Source organism: Candidatus Binataceae bacterium (genome assembly GCA_035294265.1).
GTDB lineage: Bacteria > Desulfobacterota > Binatia > Binatales > Binataceae > DATGLK01.
Genome location: DATGLK010000043.1, coordinates 1 through 21,447, shown reverse-complemented (window position 1 = coordinate 21,447; position 21,447 = coordinate 1). Strand labels below are relative to the sequence as shown.

The 21,447-nt window shown below is 62.3% G+C and carries 20 protein-coding genes; 15 read left to right on the top strand and 5 right to left on the bottom strand.

The window, feature by feature from the left end; all coding sequences use genetic code 11:
- The 5 genes from VKV28_07680 to VKV28_07660 all read left to right on the top strand — a co-directional run.
- A partial coding sequence (locus tag VKV28_07680) for a hypothetical protein (protein ID HLH76669.1) occupies window positions 1–943 on the top strand: 943 nt, incomplete at its 5' end.
- A gap of 224 nt (window positions 944–1,167) precedes the next feature.
- Complete coding sequence (locus tag VKV28_07675; GenBank protein HLH76668.1) at window positions 1,168–2,409, top strand: glycosyltransferase family 4 protein; 1,242 nt, start codon at window positions 1,168–1,170, stop codon at window positions 2,407–2,409.
- On the top strand, window positions 2,406–3,593 hold the full coding sequence (locus VKV28_07670; protein ID HLH76667.1) for a glycosyltransferase: 1,188 nt from the start codon (window positions 2,406–2,408) through the stop codon (window positions 3,591–3,593). Before VKV28_07675 ends, VKV28_07670 begins: the two co-directional genes overlap by 4 nt.
- Entirely contained in the window at window positions 3,590–4,933 is a 1,344-nt protein-coding gene (locus tag VKV28_07665) for a hypothetical protein (protein ID HLH76666.1), read from the top strand. Before VKV28_07670 ends, VKV28_07665 begins: the two co-directional genes overlap by 4 nt.
- Window positions 4,934–5,033: 100 nt before the next feature.
- On the top strand, window positions 5,034–6,155 hold the full coding sequence (locus tag VKV28_07660; protein HLH76665.1) for a glycosyltransferase: 1,122 nt from the start codon (window positions 5,034–5,036) through the stop codon (window positions 6,153–6,155).
- Here the strand turns inward: VKV28_07660 and VKV28_07655 are convergent.
- On the bottom strand, window positions 6,152–6,763 hold the full coding sequence (locus VKV28_07655; protein ID HLH76664.1) for a glutathione S-transferase: 612 nt from the start codon (window positions 6,761–6,763) through the stop codon (window positions 6,152–6,154). The genes VKV28_07660 and VKV28_07655 overlap by 4 nt on opposite strands.
- 130 nt (window positions 6,764–6,893) lie before the next feature.
- On the opposite strand from VKV28_07655, the gene VKV28_07650 reads away from it, so the two are divergent.
- The 5 genes from VKV28_07650 (at window position 6,894) to VKV28_07630 (ending at window position 12,908) form a co-directional block, all read left to right on the top strand.
- Window positions 6,894–8,039 (top strand): glycosyltransferase, encoded by a 1,146-nt coding sequence (locus VKV28_07650; GenBank protein HLH76663.1) that lies wholly within the window; start codon window positions 6,894–6,896, stop codon window positions 8,037–8,039.
- Window positions 8,039–9,187, top strand: coding sequence for a glycosyltransferase (locus tag VKV28_07645; protein HLH76662.1), 1,149 nt, complete (start codon window positions 8,039–8,041; stop codon window positions 9,185–9,187). Before VKV28_07650 ends, VKV28_07645 begins: the two co-directional genes overlap by 1 nt.
- Window positions 9,188–9,312: 125 nt before the next feature.
- Window positions 9,313–10,608: a D-alanyl-D-alanine carboxypeptidase family protein gene (locus VKV28_07640; protein ID HLH76661.1), complete on the top strand. Its 1,296-nt coding sequence runs from the start codon at window positions 9,313–9,315 to the stop codon at window positions 10,606–10,608.
- Between the two features lie 11 nt (window positions 10,609–10,619).
- Window positions 10,620–11,789: a glycosyltransferase family 1 protein gene (locus VKV28_07635; protein ID HLH76660.1), complete on the top strand. Its 1,170-nt coding sequence runs from the start codon at window positions 10,620–10,622 to the stop codon at window positions 11,787–11,789.
- Window positions 11,790–11,822: 33 nt separating this feature from the next.
- On the top strand, window positions 11,823–12,908 hold the full coding sequence (locus VKV28_07630) for a glycosyltransferase family 4 protein (protein HLH76659.1): 1,086 nt from the start codon (window positions 11,823–11,825) through the stop codon (window positions 12,906–12,908).
- A 49-nt stretch (window positions 12,909–12,957) separates the two neighbouring features.
- On the opposite strand, the gene VKV28_07625 is transcribed toward VKV28_07630, so the two are convergent.
- Window positions 12,958–13,197, bottom strand: coding sequence for a sulfurtransferase TusA family protein (locus VKV28_07625; GenBank protein HLH76658.1), 240 nt, complete (start codon window positions 13,195–13,197; stop codon window positions 12,958–12,960).
- 119 nt (window positions 13,198–13,316) lie between these two features.
- Here VKV28_07625 and VKV28_07620 point away from each other — a divergent pair, with 119 nt between their 5' ends.
- The 5 genes from VKV28_07620 to VKV28_07600 all read left to right on the top strand — a co-directional run bounded on the left by VKV28_07620 (window position 13,317) and on the right by VKV28_07600 (window position 17,759).
- Entirely contained in the window at window positions 13,317–14,108 is a 792-nt protein-coding gene (locus VKV28_07620) for an SDR family NAD(P)-dependent oxidoreductase (GenBank protein HLH76657.1), read from the top strand.
- Window positions 14,109–14,112: 4 nt separating this feature from the next.
- Complete coding sequence (locus tag VKV28_07615; GenBank protein ID HLH76656.1) at window positions 14,113–14,886, top strand: SDR family oxidoreductase; 774 nt, start codon at window positions 14,113–14,115, stop codon at window positions 14,884–14,886.
- Window positions 14,887–14,915: 29 nt separating this feature from the next.
- Window positions 14,916–16,115, top strand: a complete 1,200-nt coding sequence (locus VKV28_07610) for an acetate/propionate family kinase (protein HLH76655.1) — start codon at window positions 14,916–14,918, stop codon at window positions 16,113–16,115.
- Window positions 16,116–16,138: 23 nt separating this feature from the next.
- Window positions 16,139–16,429 (top strand): DUF4236 domain-containing protein, encoded by a 291-nt coding sequence (locus VKV28_07605; protein HLH76654.1) that lies wholly within the window; start codon window positions 16,139–16,141, stop codon window positions 16,427–16,429.
- Window positions 16,430–16,547: 118 nt separating this feature from the next.
- Entirely contained in the window at window positions 16,548–17,759 is a 1,212-nt protein-coding gene (locus tag VKV28_07600; protein ID HLH76653.1) for a cytochrome P450, read from the top strand.
- Between the two features lie 68 nt (window positions 17,760–17,827).
- On the opposite strand, the gene VKV28_07595 is transcribed toward VKV28_07600, so the two are convergent.
- The 3 genes from VKV28_07595 to VKV28_07585 all read right to left on the bottom strand — a co-directional run.
- Entirely contained in the window at window positions 17,828–19,180 is a 1,353-nt protein-coding gene (locus tag VKV28_07595; protein HLH76652.1) for a Rieske 2Fe-2S domain-containing protein, read from the bottom strand.
- A 95-nt stretch (window positions 19,181–19,275) separates the two neighbouring features.
- Window positions 19,276–20,601 carry a DUF1329 domain-containing protein gene (locus VKV28_07590; protein ID HLH76651.1) on the bottom strand — a complete coding sequence of 442 codons (1,326 nt, stop codon included), beginning with the start codon at window positions 20,599–20,601 and terminating at the stop codon, window positions 19,276–19,278.
- A gap of 578 nt (window positions 20,602–21,179) precedes the next feature.
- On the bottom strand, window positions 21,180–21,447 hold a 268-nt coding region (locus VKV28_07585), incomplete at its 5' end, for a hypothetical protein (protein HLH76650.1).

Sequence of the window (21,447 nt, the reverse complement as noted above, 5' to 3'; positions counted from 1 at the left end):
GGCCCAGCGCCTGCACGAACTTGCCGTTGCCAGTTGGCTCGATCGCGACGATCCGTACGCACGCGATCTATATGCACGCGCCTTGATGCGGCGGGGAGACGTGGCCGACGGACTGGCTCAGGTTACTCAGTCAGTCTTCATCGCTCCCGAGCTCGCGGCCCATTACTATCTGACTCCCGAAATGATCCCACGTTTGAGCGACGCCGAGCAGCTAGCGGTGGCAACCGGCTTCGCGCGCGCGGTCCTCGCCGGTTTTCCCCATGCCGCCGACGACCTCGCCACCTATTATCAGGCGCTCGGCCGATATTCTGACTTGGCGCAGTTGTGGATGAATCTGGCGCAGGGCGAAAACGACCCGCAGGTACGCGCCACCTATTTGCTACGGGCTGGCGAAGCTTACCAGCATGCGGGACTTGTACCGCAGGCCACAGGCACGCTGCGAGCGGCTGTTCGGATCGATCCCCAAGCCACCCCGGCGTGGATCGATCTGGCACGAATCGATCTGGTCAACCATCGTCCGGCCGCAGCGCTGGAAGAGATCGAGCGAGGACTGGCCGCGGGCGCCGATGCAACCAATCTGTACTTGGGACTGTACCAGGCCGCCGAAGGCGCCGATCAGAGCCAACTCGCACGCCAAGCGCTGGAGGGAGCTTTACGCTCTCAACCTTATTCCTTCGATGCGCTGCTGGGGCTGGGAAATTGGTACCTCAACCAAAATAGCTATTCGCGGGCGGCGAATTATTTCACTCGCGCCAGCGAGGTAGATCCTGCTTCGGTCCTGCCGCTGTTAGGCTTGGGTCAGGCCGACGAGGCGGATTTTCAATACGCCGCGGCGGAAAAAGCTTATAAGCGAGCCTTGGCGCTGGCCCCTGATGACCGCAATGTCGCCCGTACTTATCGTGAGTTTGAACACAAGCTGGCGGGGCTTCCGGATACTCAATAATTGAGTGCTGCTAGTGTGCGTCCCCTAGTAGGTGGCTTCGCTTTGCAGTCGCAGAAACTGTTATCAGCTTGGTTTGCTCAGGTGTGCTTCGCAACTCCACCGCTCGCCGAGCTGTCCGAGATGTGGCGACTTCGCTCGCCTGCGCTCGCTTCGCTCACCCTGACATTGTGCCGTGCGCAGCGTCAGATATCCGACGGAACGCAAATACCCTGGCGCGGCCGTTGATGCGGTTACTTTTTCTAAATCCCAACGGCTCCATTGGTGGGGCCGAGCGCAGCCTGCTGGAGATGCTGGGGGCTTTGCGCCGAGCGCAACCGGAGCTGACCATAGGCCTTTTGGTGACCGACGAGGGGCCGCTGGTGGAGCAGGCTCGCGCGCTCGGAATCGAAGCGACGCCATTACCGCTAGCCGCGCGCTTGGCCGGCATAGGGGATTGGAATGCAGGCCCCAGTGAAGTACTGGGCAAGCTGCTCAAGCTGGTAGGGGCACTGCCCGCGCTGTTGGCCTACCGGCCTCGGCTGCAAGAAGCGATCGGCAAATGGCAGCCCGATCTGGTGCATGCCAACGGCTTCAAGGCCCATCTGCTGGCGGCAATCGCTACCCCGGTGCAAGTTCCCTTAATCTGGCACCTGCACGACTACCCGGGGCGGCGGCGGCTGATGGCGCGGCTGCTCAAGCTCTGGGGTGCGCGATGCAGCTTACTGATCGCTAACTCACGCAGCGTGGCCCGCGACGCCGGCAGGGTGCTGGGTCCGCGGGTCAAGAGCGTGGTTGTCCATAACGGCGTGGATTTAAACCGCTTCTCTCCTTGCGGGCCTGTTTTGGACTTGGATAACCTGGCGGGCTTGCCGCCAGGCAACGACGTACGCATTGGTCTGATCGCTACTCTGGCGCGCTGGAAAGGGCATGAAGTCTTTTTGCGCGCGCTGGCCGCCCTCCCCAACTCATTGGCGGTACGCGGCTACGTCATCGGCGGGCCAATTTACCATACTACCGGTAGCCAAACCGACCTGGCCCGCCTGCGTGCCTTGGCCGCGCAATTAGGCTTGCAAGGACGTGTCGGCTTTACCGGCCACGTCGATGACCCGGCGGCGGCGCTGCGCGCGCTGGATATCGTGGTACACGCCAGCACCGACCCCGAGCCCTTCGGAATGGCAATCGCCGAGGCGATGGCGTGCGGACGCGCGCTAGTGGTCAGCGCCGCCGGCGGCGCGGCGGAAATAATCAGCGCGGGTCATGACGCGCTCATCCATCGGCCGGGAGACGCCGCCGGCTTGGCGACGCAATTGGAACGGCTGGCCCGTGACGGCGCTCTGCGCCAAATGCTGGCGCAGACTTCGCGTGCCAGCGCATTGCGACGCTTCGACAGTCGCCGAATGGCGCGCGAAATGATCCAGCATTATCGGGAGCTAGCCGGCCTGCCGCCCGCCACCATCGCCGATAGCGCTATCCGGGGGACCTTGTGATCACAGTCACCCATGCCGTCAGCGGCAAGCTGTATGGAGGGGTCGAATCGACCCTGGTTACGCTGGCCCGTCTGCGCCATTTCGTGCCAGAGATGGTACCGCGTTTTGCGCTGTGCTTTGAGGGCCGGCTGCTCGAGGAACTGAAGTTCCGTGAGGTGCCAGTTTGGGTTCTCAATCCAGTCCGCAGCCGTTATCCCTGGTCGGTATTGCGCGCGCGCCGTGAGCTGGAGAGCCGGCTGCGCGACGATCCCGGCCCACTGGTTTGTCACGGCGCTTGGGCTTATGCCATTTTGGGGCCAGCTGCGCGAGCCGCCGGCGTACCGGTCGTACTGTGGGTGCATGGCCTGCTGAATCGCCGCTTATGGCTGGACCGTTGGGCCCTGCTCAGCACGCCCGACCTAGTAATCTACACCAGCAATTTTGTAGCGCGCACTTGCGCTGGTAACTTCGCAGCGCGCGTGGCGCAGGTCGCCTTCCACACTCCGCTCGACGATCGCACGCCCGCGCTGAGTGAACCCCAGCGCGCTCAGCTGCGCGGCGAACTGGGTGCCTCGGCCGACGAAGTGGCGATCATCCAAGTGGGCCGAATGGAACGTTGGAAAGGGCATGTGATGTTAGTGGAGGCACTTGCCCGGTTGCGGGATCGGCCGGATTGGCGATGCTGGTTGGTCGGCGGGGCGCAGCGCCCAGCCGAGGCGGCTTACTTGAGCGAGCTTACTGCCGCGGTCGAAAAACACGGCCTGCAAGCGCGCGTCGGATTCCTTGGGGAACGCGCCGACGTACCAACTTTGCTTCGCTGCGCCGATATCTTCTGTAGTCCCAACTCGCAGCCCGAGCCTTTCGGCTCGGTATACGTAGAAGCGCTCTACGCCGGACTGCCCGTGGTTACCGGTCGATGGGGCGGGGCCGAGGAGATCTTGGCCGGCAGCGATCTGATGTTCGAGCCAGGAAGCGTCACTGGTCTGACCCAGGTACTGAAGCGGCTTTTGGAAGATGCTTCGGCGCGTCGAAGCGCAGGCCTCTGGGGCCCCATGCGCGCCCGCGAGCTGTGTGATCCGCTGCGTCAGATGCGCCGCTTGCAGGAGATTCTGCAAGGGCTGGCGGGTCCCTCGAACTCCGGTTATCAGCAATCCCGCCGCTGGCTCGCCGATCCGCAGCGGGGGACACCAAGCCAGCCGCGATGATCGGTGCAGTCCTATGTGTAGTGGCGCTCGCGGCAAGCTGGATTGCCGCGCGCCGCGCGATTGTCTACGGCCTCCTGGCGGTTTTGGCAGTGGGCTACGTCTATGGAATCATCCGCAGCAACTGGAATCAGACTGCGACTTATTTCCTGTTCGACGCGGCACTGATCGGCTTCTATCCCTCGACTTTGCTCCGTTCTCTAACACCGATCCAGCGGCGCAAAATCGAAGGCCTCACGCCGTGGCTCTTGTGCCTGATTGGCCTGCCCACGCTGCTGCTGTTCGTGCCCGCACAGCCTTTTCTGGTGCGCCTGGTGGGTTGGCGCGCCGCCACTTTTTTCCTCCCATGCCTGCTCGTGGGCGCGATGTTGGAGCCCGAGGAGCTCGATACGTTGGCCCTGGGCTTGGCCGCGCTCAACGTGGTGGCCTTTGCCTTCGCCGCCGCGGAGATGATCTTTGGGGTCGAACGTTTCTATCCCCTGAACGCCAACACGATTTTGATTTACTCCAGTTCGGTGGGGGATAGTGGTGCCTTGCGCATCCCCGCCACCTTCTCTTCTTCGGGCTCTTATGGCGTCACCATGTTGGCCAGTCTGCCGCTGCTAGTGGGTGGCTGGATCCAGCCGCGCAAGCCCAGCAGGCAACGCATTCTGCTGATGGCGGGAATCGGCGCGGCCGTGTTGGGGATTTTCATGTGTGCCTCGCGGGCCAACGCGCTGATCCTGATCGGATTGGCCGCAACCCTGCTGGTGTCGGGCAAGCTGCAAGTCAAGAACTGGGTGATGTGGGCCGCATTGGCCAGCGCGGTTGGATGGGTGGTAGTGCGCCAGCCTCTGATGCAACGGGTGTTCACGGTACGCACTCACACTGTGGTGCAACGGGTCGGCTGGAGCGTCAATCAGAATTTATTTGATACCTTGCAGAAATATCCCTTAGGCAACGGGCTGGGCGGTGGCGGCACCAACCTGCCCTACTTTCTGCAAAACCAGGTCATCAATCCGGTGCATCTAGAAAACGAATACGCCACCGTGGCGCTGGAACAGGGCTTGCCTGGGCTATTTTTGTGGTTGGCCTTCATCCTCTGGATTTTTACCCGCGGCGGACCTAATCCGCTGGAGCGCTGGTACCTGGGCCGCTGGCTGACGCGGCTAACCGTCGCTACCTGGTTCGCCGGTGGCATAATCGGAACTGGAATGCTTAACGGCATCCCCGCCACCGTAATATCCCTGATGGAAGTGGGCTGGATCGTCGCTCCTCAGATCCTCAAGGCGACGGATCTAACCGAAGTGCCGCCGGAGCTCGCCGGCAAGCTGTTCGCCGCAGCGCCACGGCGATGGAGCTGAGGAACTGGAGTCATCTATTTCATCAGCCTCGCCTGAACGGCTGCATCAATCCACCTGGCCCTGGGCGTTGGTGGCCGGAAGTTTTCATGACCGGGGCGGAATGGATCGGCTTAACGCAGAGTTGGCCCGCTTTCTACTGCGCCGAGGCACGCCCGTCCATCTGGTTTCTCATTACGTCGCTCCCGATCTGACCCAGGCTGGCGCGATTGCCCATTTGGTACCTAAGACCGCGGACTCCTTCTTTGCCGCCGAATGGTACCTGGAGGCCAGCGCACGCTTTGTGCTCAAGGAGCTATGTAACAGGCAGAGAGCGCGAGCATTGGTCAACGGCGGCAACTGCGCATGGCCGGCTATCAATTGGGTTCATTGCGTTCATCATCGCTGGCCGCCGCGAGATGACGGAGCACCGGCCTGGTTTCGACTCAAGAATCGGATCGCCAAGCTGATCGCGCGCCGGCGCGAAACGCGGGCTTTGGCAGTTGCTCGAGTTGTGATCGCGAATTCGCAACGGACACGACGCGAGCTGGGCGAAATCGGCGTGTCGAACGACAAGATCGCAGTCGTCTACCCCGGCGTACCTTCCGGTTTTGAACTGGCTAACCAGGGGCAACGCAGCGCATCTCGCGCCGCACTAGGACAATCTCAATCGCGTCCGCTGCTGGTCTTCGTGGGCGGCCTGGGATTCGACCTTAACAAGGGATTCGACACCCTGTGGCAGGCCTGGCGCGAACTCTGCACGCTGCCCGAATGGGAGGGCAATCTGCTGGTAGCCGGCGGGGGCCGGCGGCTCGAGCACTGGCGCACCACGGTGGCCGCAGCTCAGCTTCAATCGCGAGTCACCTTTTTGGGGCTGACTGACCGGGTGGCCGAAGTGCTGGCAGCGGCTGATCTGCTGGTCAGCCCGGTGCGCTACGAGGCCTACGGGCTCAATGTTCACGAGGCGCTGTGCCGCGGCGTGCCGGCGATCGTCAGCGCCAGCGCCGGGGTCGCCGAGCGCTTCGCTCCCGAGTTGCGCGACTTGCTGCTGCGCGATCCCGATAACGCCAGCGAATTGGCGCAGCGGATGCTCACCTGGCATCGCAACCGCAAATTCTGGCGCGCTCAAATCGAGCCCACCGCGCGAGTGTTGCGCGCTCACGGCGCAAGCGAGATGGCCCAACAGATCGTGAGCCTATGCGAGGCCGACACTTCGACTTCAGTGGCCGCGCCGCTTACGTGTTAGGCCTTGGCGCTGGGCCGGCTGGAGACCGCCTCGTACCAGCGCGTCAGCTCGCGCAGCGCGGGATCGACTTGGATACCCACCAACTGTTTGCCGAAGTCGATCGCAACCAAGGCGGTGATATCGGCGATGGTGAAACGCTCGCCGGCGACAAACTGTCGTCCCTGAAGCTCGCGATCCATCCGCGCCAAGCGCTCCTGCGCCGCCGCGCGCCGTGTCTCGCCAAACTCGGGGAATTGTTGCAAGCGGCCCTTGAGCATCGGACTGGTATGCTGAAAGGCATTCCCGATCGCCATCATCAACTCAAGTTCCATGCGCCGATTCCACATCTCCACGAAAGCCTGCTCGCGTGCGTCGCGCCCAAAAAGATTGGGCTCGGGATAAAGGCTTTCCAGGTAGCGGGAGATGGCCACGGTTTCGGCCAAATGAGCGCCGTCGTCCAGTTCCAGCACCGGCAACCCGCCCGAAGGGTTCTTGGCGAGAAATTGGGGAGTGCGGTTATGGCCGGCGAAAATATCGACCTCCTCCTGCTCCAGCTTGATCCCTTTTTCCGCTGCGAACATCCGCACCCGGCGGGGATTGGGCGCCATCGAATGGTTGTACAGCTTCATGCCTGTTCTCCTTGCGACCAGATTATTTGGCCGGCGCGCGGCTATTTGCAAACGCGCAGGCTTGGCAAAGGGATTGCACAATCGTAGCGCCGACTCCTGACCTAGATCTGTTGGATCGGCCGTTACTTGCTTGGAAATTTCAGCTTTGCGCTGGCATCTGATCACCGGAACTTATTCGCCGCTGCACACCGGCGTGGCGGCCAACAGTGCGCAGCTAGCCATGGGACTGGCTCAGGCTGGTGATCGGGTCGAGGTTTGGAAGCCGGCCGGTGATGAGACTGGCAGCTTGGAGCGCGGGATCACTGTCCATAATTTGCCAGGCCATTTTGGTCCCCGCGCCCTGCGTCAGCTAGGTCCGGTTTTGCGCGCGGCGCGCAACGACCGGATATTGGTTCAGTACACACCTCACGCTTATGGCTGGAAAGCGATGAATTGGCCGTTCTGCCGTTGGCTCGCTGGGCTCGGCCATCACGATTTGACAGTGATTTTCCACGAAGTTGTATTCCCGCGAATTTTTGGACAACCGCTGCGCCATCGCATCCTGCACCATGTGACCCGCGCGATGGCAGCCACCGTGGCCCGCGCGGCAACGCGCATAATGGTGACAATTCCGGCATGGGATTCGATTTTGCGCACGCTGATAACCGATCGCAGGCAGATCGAGCTTTTCCCCGTTTGCAGCAATATTCCCTTTCTGGACGACCCGCCAGCGGTTGCGGCAATCCGGCAGCAACTGGGCGGCGGCGAGGGTCTCCTCGTGGGCCACTTCGGTACCTACGATCCACCCATCACCGATCTTCTCATTCCAGTTCTGGCGCGGCTCCTCGAGCAGCAACCCTGCCGCATTCTCTTGCTAGGTATCGGCGGCGACCGGGCGCGCGGCGCACTCATAGCCCGGTCGCCCGCCGGGGCCAACCGCGTGCACGCGAGCGGCGACCTCGGTGAGCGTGAGCTTTCTCTCCATCTGCAGGCCTGCGACCTGATGTTGCAGCCCTATCCCGACGGTGTCACTGGCCGGCGCACCACGTTGTTGGCGGCGTTAAATCACGGCCTGCCCGTGGTCAGCACCATTGGCCATCTCACCGAGGCCTGGTGGAACGATCACGGCGCCGTGGCCCTGGCGCCGGTCGAGGAGCCCGCCCGCTTGGTTCCTCTGGTCGAGCGCGTGATGAAAGATTGCGCCTGGCGCCGGCACTTGGGCGCGGCCGGCCGCGCCCTATACGAGGATCGCTTCGCCTTGCGCCATGGGATCGCGGCGCTGCGAGCGGCGAGCTGATGGCGCCTCAGAATGCCGCGCGCCGGGTGCTCCAGCTCGGCAAGTATTTCGCTCCCCATCGAGGCGGTATCGAAACCCACCTTGAATTGCTCAGCTTCGGCCTGGCGCGCTCGTGCGAGGTGCGCGTGATGGTGGCAGGTGGCGGCCGGTTAAGCATGCAAACCGATTTCTTCGGTGGCCTTCAAGTCGATCGCTTGGCTACCCCGCTAACCCTGGCGGCAACCCCGGTCTGTCCTGGGATGGCTCGGGCGATTCGAGCGGCGCGGCCGGACCTTGTCCACCTTCATTTCCCTAATCCGATGGCCGCCTGGGGTTATCTGGCCGCACGCATCAGCACGCCTCTGATCGTGACTTGGCATAGCGATGTGGTACGCCAGCGGCTGCTCGACACCATGATGCGCCCACTAATCAACACCGTGTTGGCGCGCGCCAGCGCAATTATCGCGACCTCACCCGATTATCTGGAAAGCTCGCCGGTGCTTAGTAGCCGACGCTCGCGGGTGCGCGTCATACCATACGGAATCGCGCTGGAAGAGCTGGCCCCGCCGCCAGCCGCCGCGGTGGCGGAAATCCGCCAGCGCTACCGCCTGCCGCTGGTGCTGGGGGTGGGACGGCTGGTCTATTACAAGGGTTGGGAATATCTGATCGCGGCGATGCGCCAGGTGAACGCCACCCTGCTGATTGTAGGTGACGGGCCCTTGCGCCCGGCGCTCCAGCGCCAGGTGGTCGAAGCCGGCTTGAGCAGGCGCGTGTTTTTCATCGGCGAGTTGGATCGGCGTCAGATCACGCCCTATTACCATGCTTGCGAGGTTTTCGCTCTAGCCTCGGTAGCGCGCAGCGAAGCCTTTGCGATCGTCCAGCTCGAGGCGATGGCGGCGGAGCGGCCGGTGGTCAATACCGCCTTGGCCACTGGGGTCCCCTTCGTTTCGCCTCACGGCGTCAGCGGCCTGACCGTCGCGCCGCGCGACGCTGGCGCCTTAGCGGGGGCAATCAACCGCCTGCTGGCCGATCCGGCCGCTCGCGCGCGCTGCGGACGGGCGGGTGCGCAGCGGGTGGCGCAGCTTTTCAGCCGCGAGCGAATGGTGGCCCAGACCCTGAGCCTGTACGATGAGTTGTTGGGCGAATCGCGCCGCACCTCGGCGGCATAAACCAAGGCTAAAACCGTGAAGATCTGGCGGAAAAACTGCGCGCGCAGATGCCACACCCTCACCCTTGCCCTCGCGCCTGCCCGGTCCTAAGCTGGCGTGGGGAAGTGGACGGTGGAGGAGCGGTAATGAAGTGCATGAGCCTGCGCGCCGGATGGATTGGCACGCTGCTGGTGGCGGGTGTGCTGGTGGCGGCTCCGGTAGGAGCTGCGCACCACCGGCCCAAGTCAGCTCCCCCGCCGGCGATTCCGCTCGACGAGATCCATGTGCTCGGCGATCGGCCAGCACCCTTCGCTCTGGATGCACGCTCGGCGATGATGATCGAGGCGCACTCGGGCGAAGTGCTTTACGCCTACCACGAGCACGAACGCATTCAGCCCGCCAGCCTGGCCAAGCTGATGACCTTCTACATCACCCTGGATGCCTTGCGCGCCGGTCGCTTGTCGCTCGATACCCCGGTCACGATCAGTGAGAAGGCTTGGCGTCTTTCGATCGATCCGACGGTTTCAAAAATGTTCCTGGCCGTGGGCCAACGCGTCCCGGTGCGCGAGTTGCTCTACGGGCTGATGGTCTCCTCGGGAAACGATGCGGCGGTGGCGCTGGCCGAATACGAGGCCGGCAGTACCGACGCGTTTGTCGGTTTGATGAATCAGTACGTCGCCAAGCTCGGTTTGAGCGAAACCCACTTCATGAGTCCCGACGGTCTGCCCGAGCCCGACCAGTACACCACTGCCGCCGACATGGTGAAGCTGGCCTCGCTGCTGCTGCAGCGCTTTCCCGATGCGCTAACTTATACCTCGCCCAAGGAATTCACTTTCGATAACATCACGCAGCGCAACTGGAACACGCTGCTGCTTTACGATTCGCGGGTGGATGGTCTGAAGACCGGGCACGTCTCCGAAGCCGGTTTCCATCTAGTCGCCACCGCCCATCAGGGCGACATGCGGTTGATCTCGGCCTTGCTCGGCACGCCCAACGCCGAGAAACGGCGCACCGAGACGGAAAAGCTGATCGACTGGGCCTTTCGCACCTATGTCAATTATCAACCCAACCCGGCCGGCCTGGCGCCGTCCAGCCTACCGGTTTACGAAGGGCGCCAACCCGCGGTCGCGATCACGCCCGCGCACGAAGTGGTGATCACGCTGCCGCGCGGCGAGGATCGCGGTCTGGCTTTGGCAGCCAACCTTCCAGCCAGCTACCTGATAGCACCCGTGGCGGCGGCGGCAACCGTCGGCACCATCACCGTGAGCAAAGGCTCGACCACGCTATTGCAAATCCCCCTGGAGACGCGCGCCGCGGTGGCCCGCGCCGGCTCTTTCGGAGTACTGTGGGGTAAGATCGCGTTGTTTTTCCATCGCCTTGGCCATTTGATCAAAGCCGCCTTGTGGGCCTCGGTTAGCTGGCTACCCTTCGTGCGTAAGTAGGGGGGCAGGCTTTGCCTCAGCCCCTGCGGGTGGCAGTGGTCTGTGATTTCCGTCAGGAGGGCTGGCCGAGTATTGACCTGGTAGGCGCGATGACGGTTCGCTACCTCGCCCGCTATCCCCACCAGCGTATCCATGCCCGTCCACTGCGGCCGCCTTTCCGCCGCCGCTTCACGCGCCTGCCAGCGGCGGGCTGGGCGTGTGTCAGCGCCGACCGCCTGCTCAACCGAATGTTCGACTATCCTCGTTATCTTCGCCGGATGCACGAGCGCTTCGACCTGTTCCACATTATCGATCACAGCTACAGCCATCTGCTCCACGAGCTGCCGCGCGGCACCGCCGCGGTCACCTGCCATGATTTGGAAACCTTCCGCTGCCTGCTGGAACCTGACCGCCAACCGCGCTCGCTGCCGTTTCGGGCCATGACGCGGCGCATCCTGGACGGCTTCGGCCGCGCCGCCGTGGTGCTGTGCGTCAGCGACAGCACGCGCGCCGAAGTCCTCCGCAACAGCCTTGCGCCCGCCGCGCGCCTGACCACCGTTTATCATGGAGTTCACCCCAGTTTTGGCGTGCAGGCAGACCCCCGCGCCCAAGCACAGGTCGATCGCTTGCTGGGGCCGGCGGCGGACCATCCGTATCTCTTGCACGTGGGCAGCACCAGCGCGCGCAAGCGTGTCGATATCCTGCTCCGAATCGTGGCCGGCTTGCGCCGGCGATGGCCCGATCTGCGCCTAGTGCGAGTGGGCGGACCGTTTACTCCTGCGCAAGTTCGTTTGCGCGACGAGTTGTCGCTGAAGGAAGCGGTTGTCGTCCTGCCGCGTCTAACGACCGCCATTTTGGCGGCGATTTATCAGCGTGCGGTGCTCACCCTGCTGACCTCGGATTACGAGGGTTTTGGCCTGCCCCTGATCGAATCGCAAGCGTGCGCCACGCCGGTGGTGGCCAGCGATCTTCCCGTTTGTCGTGAGATCGGCGGACCAGCGGCGCATTATTGCAAAGCGGCGGAGGTCGAAAGCTGGGTGGAGGAAGTCGATGGAATACTGGTCGAGCGCGCTGAATATCCCCAACGCTGGCAGGCGCGCCGGGAGGCTGCGCGTAGCTGGTCCCGCAGCTTTACCTGGGAGCGCTGCGCCGCGCAGACCTTGGCCGAGTATGAAAAGCTCGCCCCCGCGTTGATTCATTAGATCCCCGCTCTGCCTACGCACTCCCGATCGACGATGCACGTGCTGCATCTAGTGCCGGCGCTGTTCGATGCCGACGACGGCATCATCGGCGGCGCGGAGCGCTATGTATACGAACTGGCCCGCCATATGGCGCGGGTCACGCCCACGACGCTGGTTACCTTTGGCAGCCATGACCGGCGCGAGGCCAGGGATGGCTTGAGCATAGTAGTGCTCGGCCGCCCCTGGTATCCGCGCGGTCAGCGCGCCAATCCGGTATCGTTCAAGCTCTTCGCCCAATTGCGCGGCGCCGACGTAGTCCACTGCCATCAGCAACATATCCTTTCCAGCACTCTGGCCGCCGCGTACTGCCGGCTTACCCGGCGGCCCGTGTTCGTCACCGACTTGGGCGGCGGCGGCTGGGATGTTTCGGCTTACATCAGCACCGATCGCTGGTATCGCGGGCGCCTGCATTTAAGCCAATACAGCCGCGGCCTAGCGCACGGCGCGAGTGATGCCGACCACGTCATTCTGGGCGGAGTGGATAGCGAAAAATTTGCGCCTCGCGACGACGTTCAGCGCGGCCGCACGATCTTGTTCGTGGGCCGCCTGCTGCCGCACAAGGGGATCGACACCTTGATCGAGGCCTTGGCACCGGGGATGCAATTGCAGATTATCGGCCATGAGAGCGAGCCCCGTTATAGCGCCGACCTGCATAAGCTGGCCCAGGGCAAAGCGGTCACCTTTCGTCACGACTGCGACGATGACGCATTGATCGAGGCCTACCGGCAGGCCGCCTGCGTGGTGCTGCCCAGCGTCTACCGGACAATGTACGGAGATGAATCGCGGGTGCCCGAACTGCTCGGCCAAACCCTGCTGGAAGCGATGGCTTGCGGCGCGCCCACGATTTGCAGCAATGTCGCGAGCTTGCCGGAGATTGTCCAAGACGGCGTCACCGGTTTGATCGTACCCGAGGCCGGCGCGGCCGCCTTGCGGACCGCTTTAAGCTGGATGCTTGACCATCCGGCGCAGGCCGCCGCGATGGGGCGCGCCGGGCGGCGGCGGATATTGCAGCATTTTACCTGGCCGCAAGTGGTGGCCCGCTGCTTGCGCATCTATCGGTGCTGCGATTCCGCCAGTTAGATGGCGCCTAGCCGGCGCGTCACGCTGCGCGAGACTGACAGCTTCCCTCTCAGCGCTCCAGGCTGAGGCGCCAATGGTCTGCCTCGGCGCGACACTCCACCGTCACATACCCCTCCGCTTCGGCCGCGCGTGGGATGTCGCGAATCGCACGCGGATCGTCCAGCAGCAATTCCAGGATCTCCCCCCGCGCCATCTGCTCCAAACGCACCTTAGCCCTGGCCCAGTTCAGCGGGCACTTTACGCCGCGCAGATCCAAACGCACGGCTGGGAGGCTAGTTTGATCCGTCATTATATCGTGCCCCGAGGGCGGCGCCCGAGGTCTGGCGTCAAAGTCTTTTGCCCCAGAGCGCTGTCAGTTTATGCTACTTAGGTAGGGCGAAGTTGCATAGCGCGTGATAGGCGGATGTCATGGTGCTGGAAAAATTGAGCCTGAAAAACAAGGTGGCCTTGATTACCGGCGCCGGGCGCGGCCTTGGGCGCGCGATGGCGCTGGCGATGGCTGGGGCCGGCTGCACGATCGCCGCGGTGGCGCGGACCCGGTCCCAATTGGAAGAGACCGCGGCGGCGGTGCGCCAGCAAGGCAGTAGCTGCATGGTGATTCCCGCCGACGTCACGCGCTCGAAGGAAGTCAATGCGATGGTGGAGGTGGCAGTGGCGGAGCTGGGCCATATCGACATACTGATCAACAATGCCGGCGGCGGCACCCAAGATTACGGCAAGCCGTTGGAGGAAATCAGCGACGAGATGTGGCAGGAGGGTCTGGCACTTAACCTAAGCAGTCAATTCTATTGTTGCCGCGCCGTCATTCCTCATTTAATCGCGCAGCAACACGGCCGGATCATCAATATCGCCTCGGGTCTGGGCCTGCGCGGCGGCAAGCAACTGTTCAGCTATACCTGCGCCAAGGGCGCGGTGATTCAGCTCACGCGATCCTTGGCGGTGACCTACGCGCGTTACAACATCCAGAGCAACTGCATCGTACCTGGCGTCTTCGGCGAAGCGGCGGAGCGCTTTCAAGGCGGCAAATTCGTACCGATGGGACGGCCGGGCGAGTACGAAGAAATCGGCCCGCTGGCGATCTTCCTGGCCTCCGACGCAGCCCACCATCTCAACGGCGCGATGCTGACTATCGACGGCGGAGCACTGGCAGGCGGCGCTACGCCCACCGGCAGTTACCCCCAACTCAACGAATCCAGGTGAAGCGATGAACGACACCGTCGCGACCGACTTCTCGTTGACGGGAAAAAGCGCCCTGGTAGTGGGAGCCGAAAATCCCCTGGGCATGATCGCTGCCATGACTCTGACCGAAGCGGGTGCCGACCTGGTGATCGCCTCCCAGCAGCCGGGTACCGGCGACGCGCTGCGGGAGTTGACCCGGCGTCTGGCGCCCACCGGGCGCAAATCGGTGGTCCAGGTGCAGAGCGCGATCACGCGAGCCGATCTCAGCGCCAGCGTTGATTTGACCGTCAAGCAACTGGGTGGCTTGGATATCCTGGTCAACGCCCTGGATTATCGCAGCTTCGCTCCCGCCGACATCAGTGACGACAACGCGTTGGACAAAATCTTCGATAACACTTTTCGCGCCACCTGGATGGCTTGCCAGGAAGCGGGTCGGATCATGAGGCGACGTGGCGGCGGCGTGATCGTCAACGTGGTTTCAGTCCTGGCGGAGCGCGGAGTGCCCAACGCCAGCCTGTACTGCGCCAGCCAGGCCGCGGTGCTCAGCCTGACCCGCACCCTGGCGCTGGAATGGGCTCCCGACCAGGTCCGGGTCAACGCGCTGGAATTCGGCTGGCTGGAAAGCCGCGGCCAGCGCCAGGCCCAGTTCGAGGAAACTCTGCGCAAGTACTTGCCCGACCACAATCTGATCAAGCCTGAGGAGCTGGCCGGAGCCCTACTATACTTGGTGGCACCGGGAGCGCGGTTCATGACCGGCCAAAGCGTGGTGGTTGATGGTGGCCTGTTGTGCCACCCTTAATTGATTGAGTGCCACGCAAGACCAACCCGATGTGGATCCTCGCTTTCAATTGTGGCAGCTCCTCCTTGAAATTCGAGTTGCTCCAACTCGACGCTCGAGGGCTGCGTCAGGGCGTCTCGCATACCGGCAAAGTCGAGGAGATCGGGCCCAACGCGAGGGCTGAGTTCGCGGCTGCGCCGACGCCAGCGCTTACCAGCCATCCCGAGGCCGCCCGCTTCGCCCTTGGGTGGCTCAAGCAGACGGCGCCCGAGCCAATGCGTGAGTTGGGCGGAGTGGTCCACCGCGTGGTCCACGGCGGAACGAACTTGTGGGAGCCCGCGTTGATCGACGATGCGGTGATGTCGGCGATTGAGCAGGCGGGCGCGCTGGCGCCGCTACACAACCCTCCCGCCCTGGAAACTATCCGCGCCGTCGGCCAGCAATTGCCGGACACCCCGGCCGTGGTGGTGACCGATACAGGATTCCATCGCACCCTCCCTTCTTACGCCTTCACCTATCCGCTGGCTCGCGAGCTGAGCGCACGTCATGCGATCCGACGTTACGGCTTCCACGGTATCGGCCACTCCTACATGGCCCAGCGCTGGTACGAGCTTGCCGGCCGTCAGGCCCAGGGCAGCGCATTGATAACCCTGCACCTGGGAGCGGGATGTTCGGTGTGCGCGATCCGCGACGGCTGCTCGGTGGATACTTCGATGGGTATGACGCCGCTTGAGGGCTTGATGATGGCAACGCGAGCGGGAGATTTGGATCCCGCCATTCCGGGCTTCCTTATCCAGCGCGAGCAGCTATCGCCCGCGGCCCTGGACCAGCTCCTGAACCATCGCGCCGGGCTGCTGGGGGTCTCGGCCGTATCCGGCGACCTACGGGAGGTGATGGCCGCCGCGGCCGATGGCAATCGAGAGGCTAAGCTGGCGGTGGATATTTTCTGCTACCGCGCACGTAAATATATCGGCGCTTATCTGGCAGTGCTGGGACGCGCGGACGCGATTGTGTTCGGCGGCGGGATCGGCGAGAACGCGGCGCCTGTTCGCGCACAGATCTGTAGCGGCTTGGAGAACCTGGGAATCGCGCTCGATCCGGAGCTCAACCAGGCATCCGACGGGGGTGATCGATGCATTAGCGCACCGACCGTTCCCATCCAGATTTGGATCATTCCCCTGGATGAAGAGCTGCAAATGGCGCGCGCGGCGCTAGCGTTGCTAACGCCCTCGCACTTGGCTGCTTGCTGAAGCCGCTAACAGAAGGGGGAAAGATGGGCTGGAGGTTTTACCGCCGGGTCAAAATCCTACCTGGAGTTACACTGAACTTCTCCAAGCGCGGCACCAGCCTGTCAGTGGGAGGCCGCGGCGCACACGTCACCTTGGGACGCGGCCGAGAGCGCGAGACCATCGGAATTCCGGGCAGCGGCATCTCCTACACCACCACTCAGAAAGCCTCGCGAACGGCCCCTGCGCCAGGTACTCGGCGCACACTTTACGTGCTCATGATCCTGGCCATTCTGCTGCTCCTGGCTTTGCTCAGCCATTCCACCCCGCATCACTGAGCGAGCTTTTCGCAAGGCCCGATTCTCAGCGCTCAAGCCCGCATAAGGACTGGGCGCTTGAGCGCGTGCCTTCCACTCCGTTTAATCTGCATTGAGAGCAAAGCGCTGGGAGCAGCTAATGAACGCAAGCGTCGAACCCGAAGCAGTTCTGAGCTTCAGTCCCTTCGATCCCGCCTTTCGCGCCAATCCCTACCCTTTTTACCGAACTTTATATGGACGAGCGCCACGCCTGATCGAAGCCGGACCCTATCGTCAGATTGCGCTGGTGGGCGGCTACGCCGCCTGCTTGGAGGTCCTGCACGATCATCTCGATTTCTCCAGCCGTGACATGCATAACTTACCGAGCAACAGCGACCCATTTCAGGGGGCGGTGTCGCTGCTCAATTCCGATCCACCCGATCACAGCCGTCTGCGCCGGTTGGTCAGCCTGGATTTCTCGCCGCGACGTATCCGCGCCCTGGAACCCCATATCCGTGCTATCACCAGCGAACTACTGGAGCGAGTCGCGACACAACCAGGGTTCGACGTGATGGCCGACCTCGCCAACATTCTGCCGGTGCGGGTTATCGCCGAGATGTTAGGGGTACCGCCTGAGTTGCACGTTCAGTTCAAGGTTTGGTCCGACGCGATCATTGGGATCCGCAGCCTTGCGCCGGGAGCGCCCGCCGCGCCCGGGTCGATCGAGGGGCGCGACCAGCTGCTGGAATACTTCGCCGCCGAGATCGAGCGGCGCCGCCGCAGGCCGGGTCCCGATTTGATTAGCGCCTTGCTCGCGGCGCAGGAGCAGGCCGAGATCCTGAGCGCACCCGAGCTGATGCGTTTCCTGGTGCTTTTGCTGGTAGCAGGCAACGAAACCACCACCAACTTGATCGGTAACGGGATACTCGCACTGGGACGTCATCCCGAGCAGATGGAGCTGCTGCGCCAGCAGCCCAGTCTGATCGGCGGCGCGATCGAAGAGATTCTGCGCTACGACGGTCCGGTACAAACCACCGTCCGGCGGGCCGTAGCCCCGGTTAGGTTGGACGGAACCGAAATTGCCGCCGGCACTACCGTCATGGTTCTGCTGGCCGCGGCCAACCGCGACCCGGCCCGCTTCAAAGATCCCGAGCGCTTCGACATTAGGCGCACTCCCAACGAGCATATCGCTTTCGGCGCGGGGATCCATTTCTGCCTGGGCGCCACGCTGGCACGCCTGGAGGGTGCTATCGCGATCGAAATGCTGCTGAAGCGATTTCCCCGCCTGCGGTTAGCCATGGGGGAGCCACCGCGCTATCGAGAATCCTTCGGACTGCGCGGCCTGATTGACTTACCCGTGGCGACGGCTTGAAAGGGCAAAATATTAAAATGCGGCTTTCAAAAAAGGCGGCGCGCGACGTTGCCGCGCCGCCGACGCGGCTATTTGGCCGCCTGCGGCATTTCGCTATGCCCATAGGTCGCGCCGCTCTGGCGGATCCTGCCGGTCGGATCTTCCATCGTGCGCAACTGAAGGTCGTAAGCCTGCTCCCAGTCCATTTCGTGGTCAGTGACGAAATCACCCCCACGCGCCCGCAGGAAGCATTCAGGCGCTTCGAGACCTGGGGGAACCTGATTATGCTCGCGCAGGGCCAGCGCGGCTTGAACCAGCCGGCGGCGAGTCTGGATGATCATCAGATCACTGGGCCCGAGATGCTCCCAGGCATGGTCGGTTATCGGACCCATGCTTTCGGTGATGGCCTGATCCTGAAGGTTGATTCCGTCGAGACCGGTATAGCTGCGTGTACGCTGTACCTCGCGGTCAATCTCGTAGTCGTTGCTCGCATTGGCCGCTAGTCGCCAGCGTCCATACCAGTCGCTGGTGTTGGGAAGATATTTTGGCGCACCACCCGCACCCGCGATCGGTTGGCCATCTTTGCGAATCCGCTTTTCGGGCAAATCGCCCTTCCACCACAGCAGCACAACCATGGTGTGGGTGTCGTCCATCGGGACCCATGCACGTCCAAGAATATGGTGGCTGAACTCGCCGTTGGGAATATAGGTCCAGCAGGGAAACAGAAAGTGGGCAAAGCGCCAGTAAATCAGATTTTCCACCGCGCGGCTGGCGCCGTACATGGTACCCCAGGGCGTAGCCGCGACCTTCAGCTCGGCCGCGCGATTGGCAATCCCAAAGCGGGCGATACCCACGGGCTGCAAATCCTCGGCTTGTAACATGCCGAAATGCAAAAAGCTCAGGTGGGTGGTGTCGATGTCCCCCTCCAGCGCCTGCATCCAGTTGCATTCGCGCTGGGTAAAGCTGATGCGCATCTCGTGTTCAGGCATCAGGGCGGGCTCCAGCATCGGCAGCCCGGGCGGCTGAGCGCGCGGTCCCATATAGACCCACACCAGGCCGTTACGCTCGCAAGCGGGATAGGATTTGGCGCGAACCTTATGCTTGTAATCGTACTCGGGCGGAACGTTGGGCATTTCCAGGCAACGGCCTGCGATGTCGAACTTCCACCCATGGTACACGCAACGCAATCCGTCTTGCTCGTTGCGCCCAAAGAAGAGCGAGGCGCACCGGTGAGGGCATCGATGGTCCAGGATGCCTACTCGTCCGGAGCTGTCGCGAAAAGCGATCAGCTTTTCGCCCAACAGCACCAACCGTAGCGGCTCGCCGTTAGCCTTGAGCTCGCCAGACATCGCGGCCGGGAGCCAGTATTGGCGCATCAGGTCGCCCATCGGCGTGCCCGCTCCGACCTGGGTCAGAATCTCGCTGTCTTTAGCCGAGGCCATGCTCTTCCTCCAGGCGGCAAGCGCTCGCAACGCGGGCGTGGGACGCCAAGTTTTACAGCGGGCGCGGCGACGATCGTCGCGCCCGCCGTGTCAGTTTACTGCACGATCTGGTTCAACCCCGCAGGATTGCCCAAGCGATAGTAGTTGATGTAACGCTTGGGAGTCTCCTGGTTGTACCAGAAGCCATCCAGCGGCGGCAGCAGGTTGGCGTTGTCGAGGTTCTGGAAATCGGGGTTGATGTGCGCCCACACCCCGCTGTAAAACGAATAGCCATTGGTACCAGGAACCCGTTTGGCCGGATTGTAGTTATACTGGCCCCGCCAGAACTTGCCGTTCTGATCGAAGTCGTCGAAAGCAATGGTCATGGTCTGCTCTTTATCCAACCAGATGTAGTGCTGCGCCTGGCAGTAACCCGCCGCATGGTCGGGTATGCGCTGCATCGCCAGCTGAAGCCAAGGCCGCGCCTCCCAATGGCCGCCAATTTTGTCGGTCGGGAAGATCCCATAATCGATCTCCCAGTTGTGAAAATCGGTGGCTTGTTTGAAGTGATCCTCGGGCACGATGTAAGTGATTATGTACTTCGTGCCCAGGTATTGTGCCTTAAACCATGTCGGCGGCAATGGGATTCGTGAATGATCGTCATAACTGAAGTTGGCCGAGGCCACGAACGGCGCGCAGCGTGCCGCCTGCGAGAGTTCCAGCACGCGTCGGATACTGGGAATATAGGCCCAGTTATTAGGAATTCGCCTGGGATCCATGTAGTCCCACTCGACTCCCGCGATGTACTGGATCTGGGTCGGATACTCCTGCTCGGTGTAGTTGGTGAAATATACGCCCTTGTCCTCTCCGGGCGAATTCGGGATAGTCATCGGATACACTGGGTCGGTGTTCGCCTCCACGACGTAATCGGCGGTGTACGAGCGCTGTTCATAGCGGTTGCCGTAGCGATCGATATCCAGGGGATGGACCCCTTCGCCCGCCATCACCGCCGGCTGATACTGAAAGTAAGCGTCATACATTAATTTGAAGCCCGAAAGCGGATCCTTGGGATCGAGCTTGTCGTAGGGAAACGGCATTCCGGCGACATAGCCTTTCATAACATAACTGCCATCGCCTGTGGGCTCCAGCGTCACCTGCTTGCTATATTTTTCTGTCGCATCCCAGTATGTCGACGGGACCGGATAGGAATGCGTGGGCGCAATGACAATTTTTAGATCGCTGGGCATGCTCACTTGCGGCGCGGTTTCGGTGCATTCGTGCTGCCAACCGACGTCGAAATGATCCAGATACTTCTGGCAATTTGCCTTGGTGATAATAGTTCCCGCGGCTAGCGGACTAAACGGGTCAGCGTAAGCAACGCCCAATCCCAAAAAAACAACTCCCAAGCCGGCAGTCAGCACGGCCTTAGCAAGTATTTTCATAAATCCCCCGAAAAAAGCCTTGTATTTCGCGTAAAACAAACCCAATCTTCGGGAGAATCAGCACAATGGGACGTCTTCGGACCCGCGTGGCGCGATCTTTCGCGCCACGCGGGGAAGCTCGGCGGGGTTAGCGCACAAGGCGGAGGCCGGCGGCGGCCGAAATGTCAATTGCAAGCGTTTGGCGCGGGCAATGTCAGGCGGCGATAGATGGCGCCAAACTCTCGCTAATTCCGGCTTGGGTATGCGATCATACCCATCATTTGGCACACACTTAACTGCAATAATCACCGCCCGGAAAGGCGGCTTGCGCACTATCCGCGCTTGGCTTGGGCGAGCGCCAGCGATGATCGGCACACAAATCAGGCAAAGGCCCGCCGCCAGCCTGGTCACCTTTCGAATCGCCCCCAAAAATCCATCCTCCTGCGAGGATGTCCCCGGATAATTTCCATAGCACAGTTTTGAACCGTCCGCCAAACAGCCACGACTGTGATGGGCCAGCAACGGGCGAGATCGCTGCCAGTCTGAGGTCCTGGGAAGCGGGCGCGGCGAAAATCATCGCCGCGCCCGCGGAGGTCAGATCACTGGGTAATCTGGTTCAGGCCGGCAGGATTGCCGAAGCGGAAGTAATTGACGTAGCGCTTGGGCGTCTCCTGGTTGAACCAGAAACCATCCAACACCGGCAGGGTGTTGGAGTTGTCCAGATTTTGAAAGTCCGGATTGAGGTGAGACCATAGGCCGCTGTAGAAGGAATAACCGTTAGTGCCCACAACCTTCTTGGCCGGATTGTAGTTGTATTGACCCCGCCAAAACTTGCCGTTCTGGTCGAAGTCTTCGTAGGCGATCGAA

Excerpts from the sequence above, each read along its gene's own strand:
- VKV28_07630 (HLH76659.1), top strand. The coding sequence starts at position 11,823 with ATGCACGTGCTGCATCTAGTGCCGGCGCTGTTCGATGCCGACGACGGC.
- VKV28_07615 (HLH76656.1), top strand. The coding sequence starts at position 14,113 with ATGAACGACACCGTCGCGACCGACTTCTCGTTGACGGGAAAAAGCGCC.
- VKV28_07645 (HLH76662.1), top strand. The coding sequence starts at position 8,039 with ATGGCGCCTCAGAATGCCGCGCGCCGGGTGCTCCAGCTCGGCAAGTAT.
- VKV28_07665 (HLH76666.1), top strand. The coding sequence starts at position 3,590 with ATGATCGGTGCAGTCCTATGTGTAGTGGCGCTCGCGGCAAGCTGGATT.
- VKV28_07675 (HLH76668.1), top strand. The coding sequence starts at position 1,168 with ATGCGGTTACTTTTTCTAAATCCCAACGGCTCCATTGGTGGGGCCGAG.
- VKV28_07640 (HLH76661.1), top strand. The coding sequence starts at position 9,313 with ATGAAGTGCATGAGCCTGCGCGCCGGATGGATTGGCACGCTGCTGGTG.
- VKV28_07610 (HLH76655.1), top strand. The coding sequence starts at position 14,916 with ATGTGGATCCTCGCTTTCAATTGTGGCAGCTCCTCCTTGAAATTCGAG.
- VKV28_07590 (HLH76651.1), bottom strand. The coding sequence starts at position 20,601 with ATGAAAATACTTGCTAAGGCCGTGCTGACTGCCGGCTTGGGAGTTGTT.
- VKV28_07600 (HLH76653.1), top strand. The coding sequence starts at position 16,548 with ATGAACGCAAGCGTCGAACCCGAAGCAGTTCTGAGCTTCAGTCCCTTC.
- VKV28_07620 (HLH76657.1), top strand. The coding sequence starts at position 13,317 with ATGGTGCTGGAAAAATTGAGCCTGAAAAACAAGGTGGCCTTGATTACC.
- VKV28_07625 (HLH76658.1), bottom strand. The coding sequence starts at position 13,197 with ATGACGGATCAAACTAGCCTCCCAGCCGTGCGTTTGGATCTGCGCGGC.
- VKV28_07660 (HLH76665.1), top strand. The coding sequence starts at position 5,034 with ATGGATCGGCTTAACGCAGAGTTGGCCCGCTTTCTACTGCGCCGAGGC.
- VKV28_07595 (HLH76652.1), bottom strand. The coding sequence starts at position 19,180 with ATGGCCTCGGCTAAAGACAGCGAGATTCTGACCCAGGTCGGAGCGGGC.
- VKV28_07655 (HLH76664.1), bottom strand. The coding sequence starts at position 6,763 with ATGAAGCTGTACAACCATTCGATGGCGCCCAATCCCCGCCGGGTGCGG.
- VKV28_07605 (HLH76654.1), top strand. The coding sequence starts at position 16,139 with ATGGGCTGGAGGTTTTACCGCCGGGTCAAAATCCTACCTGGAGTTACA.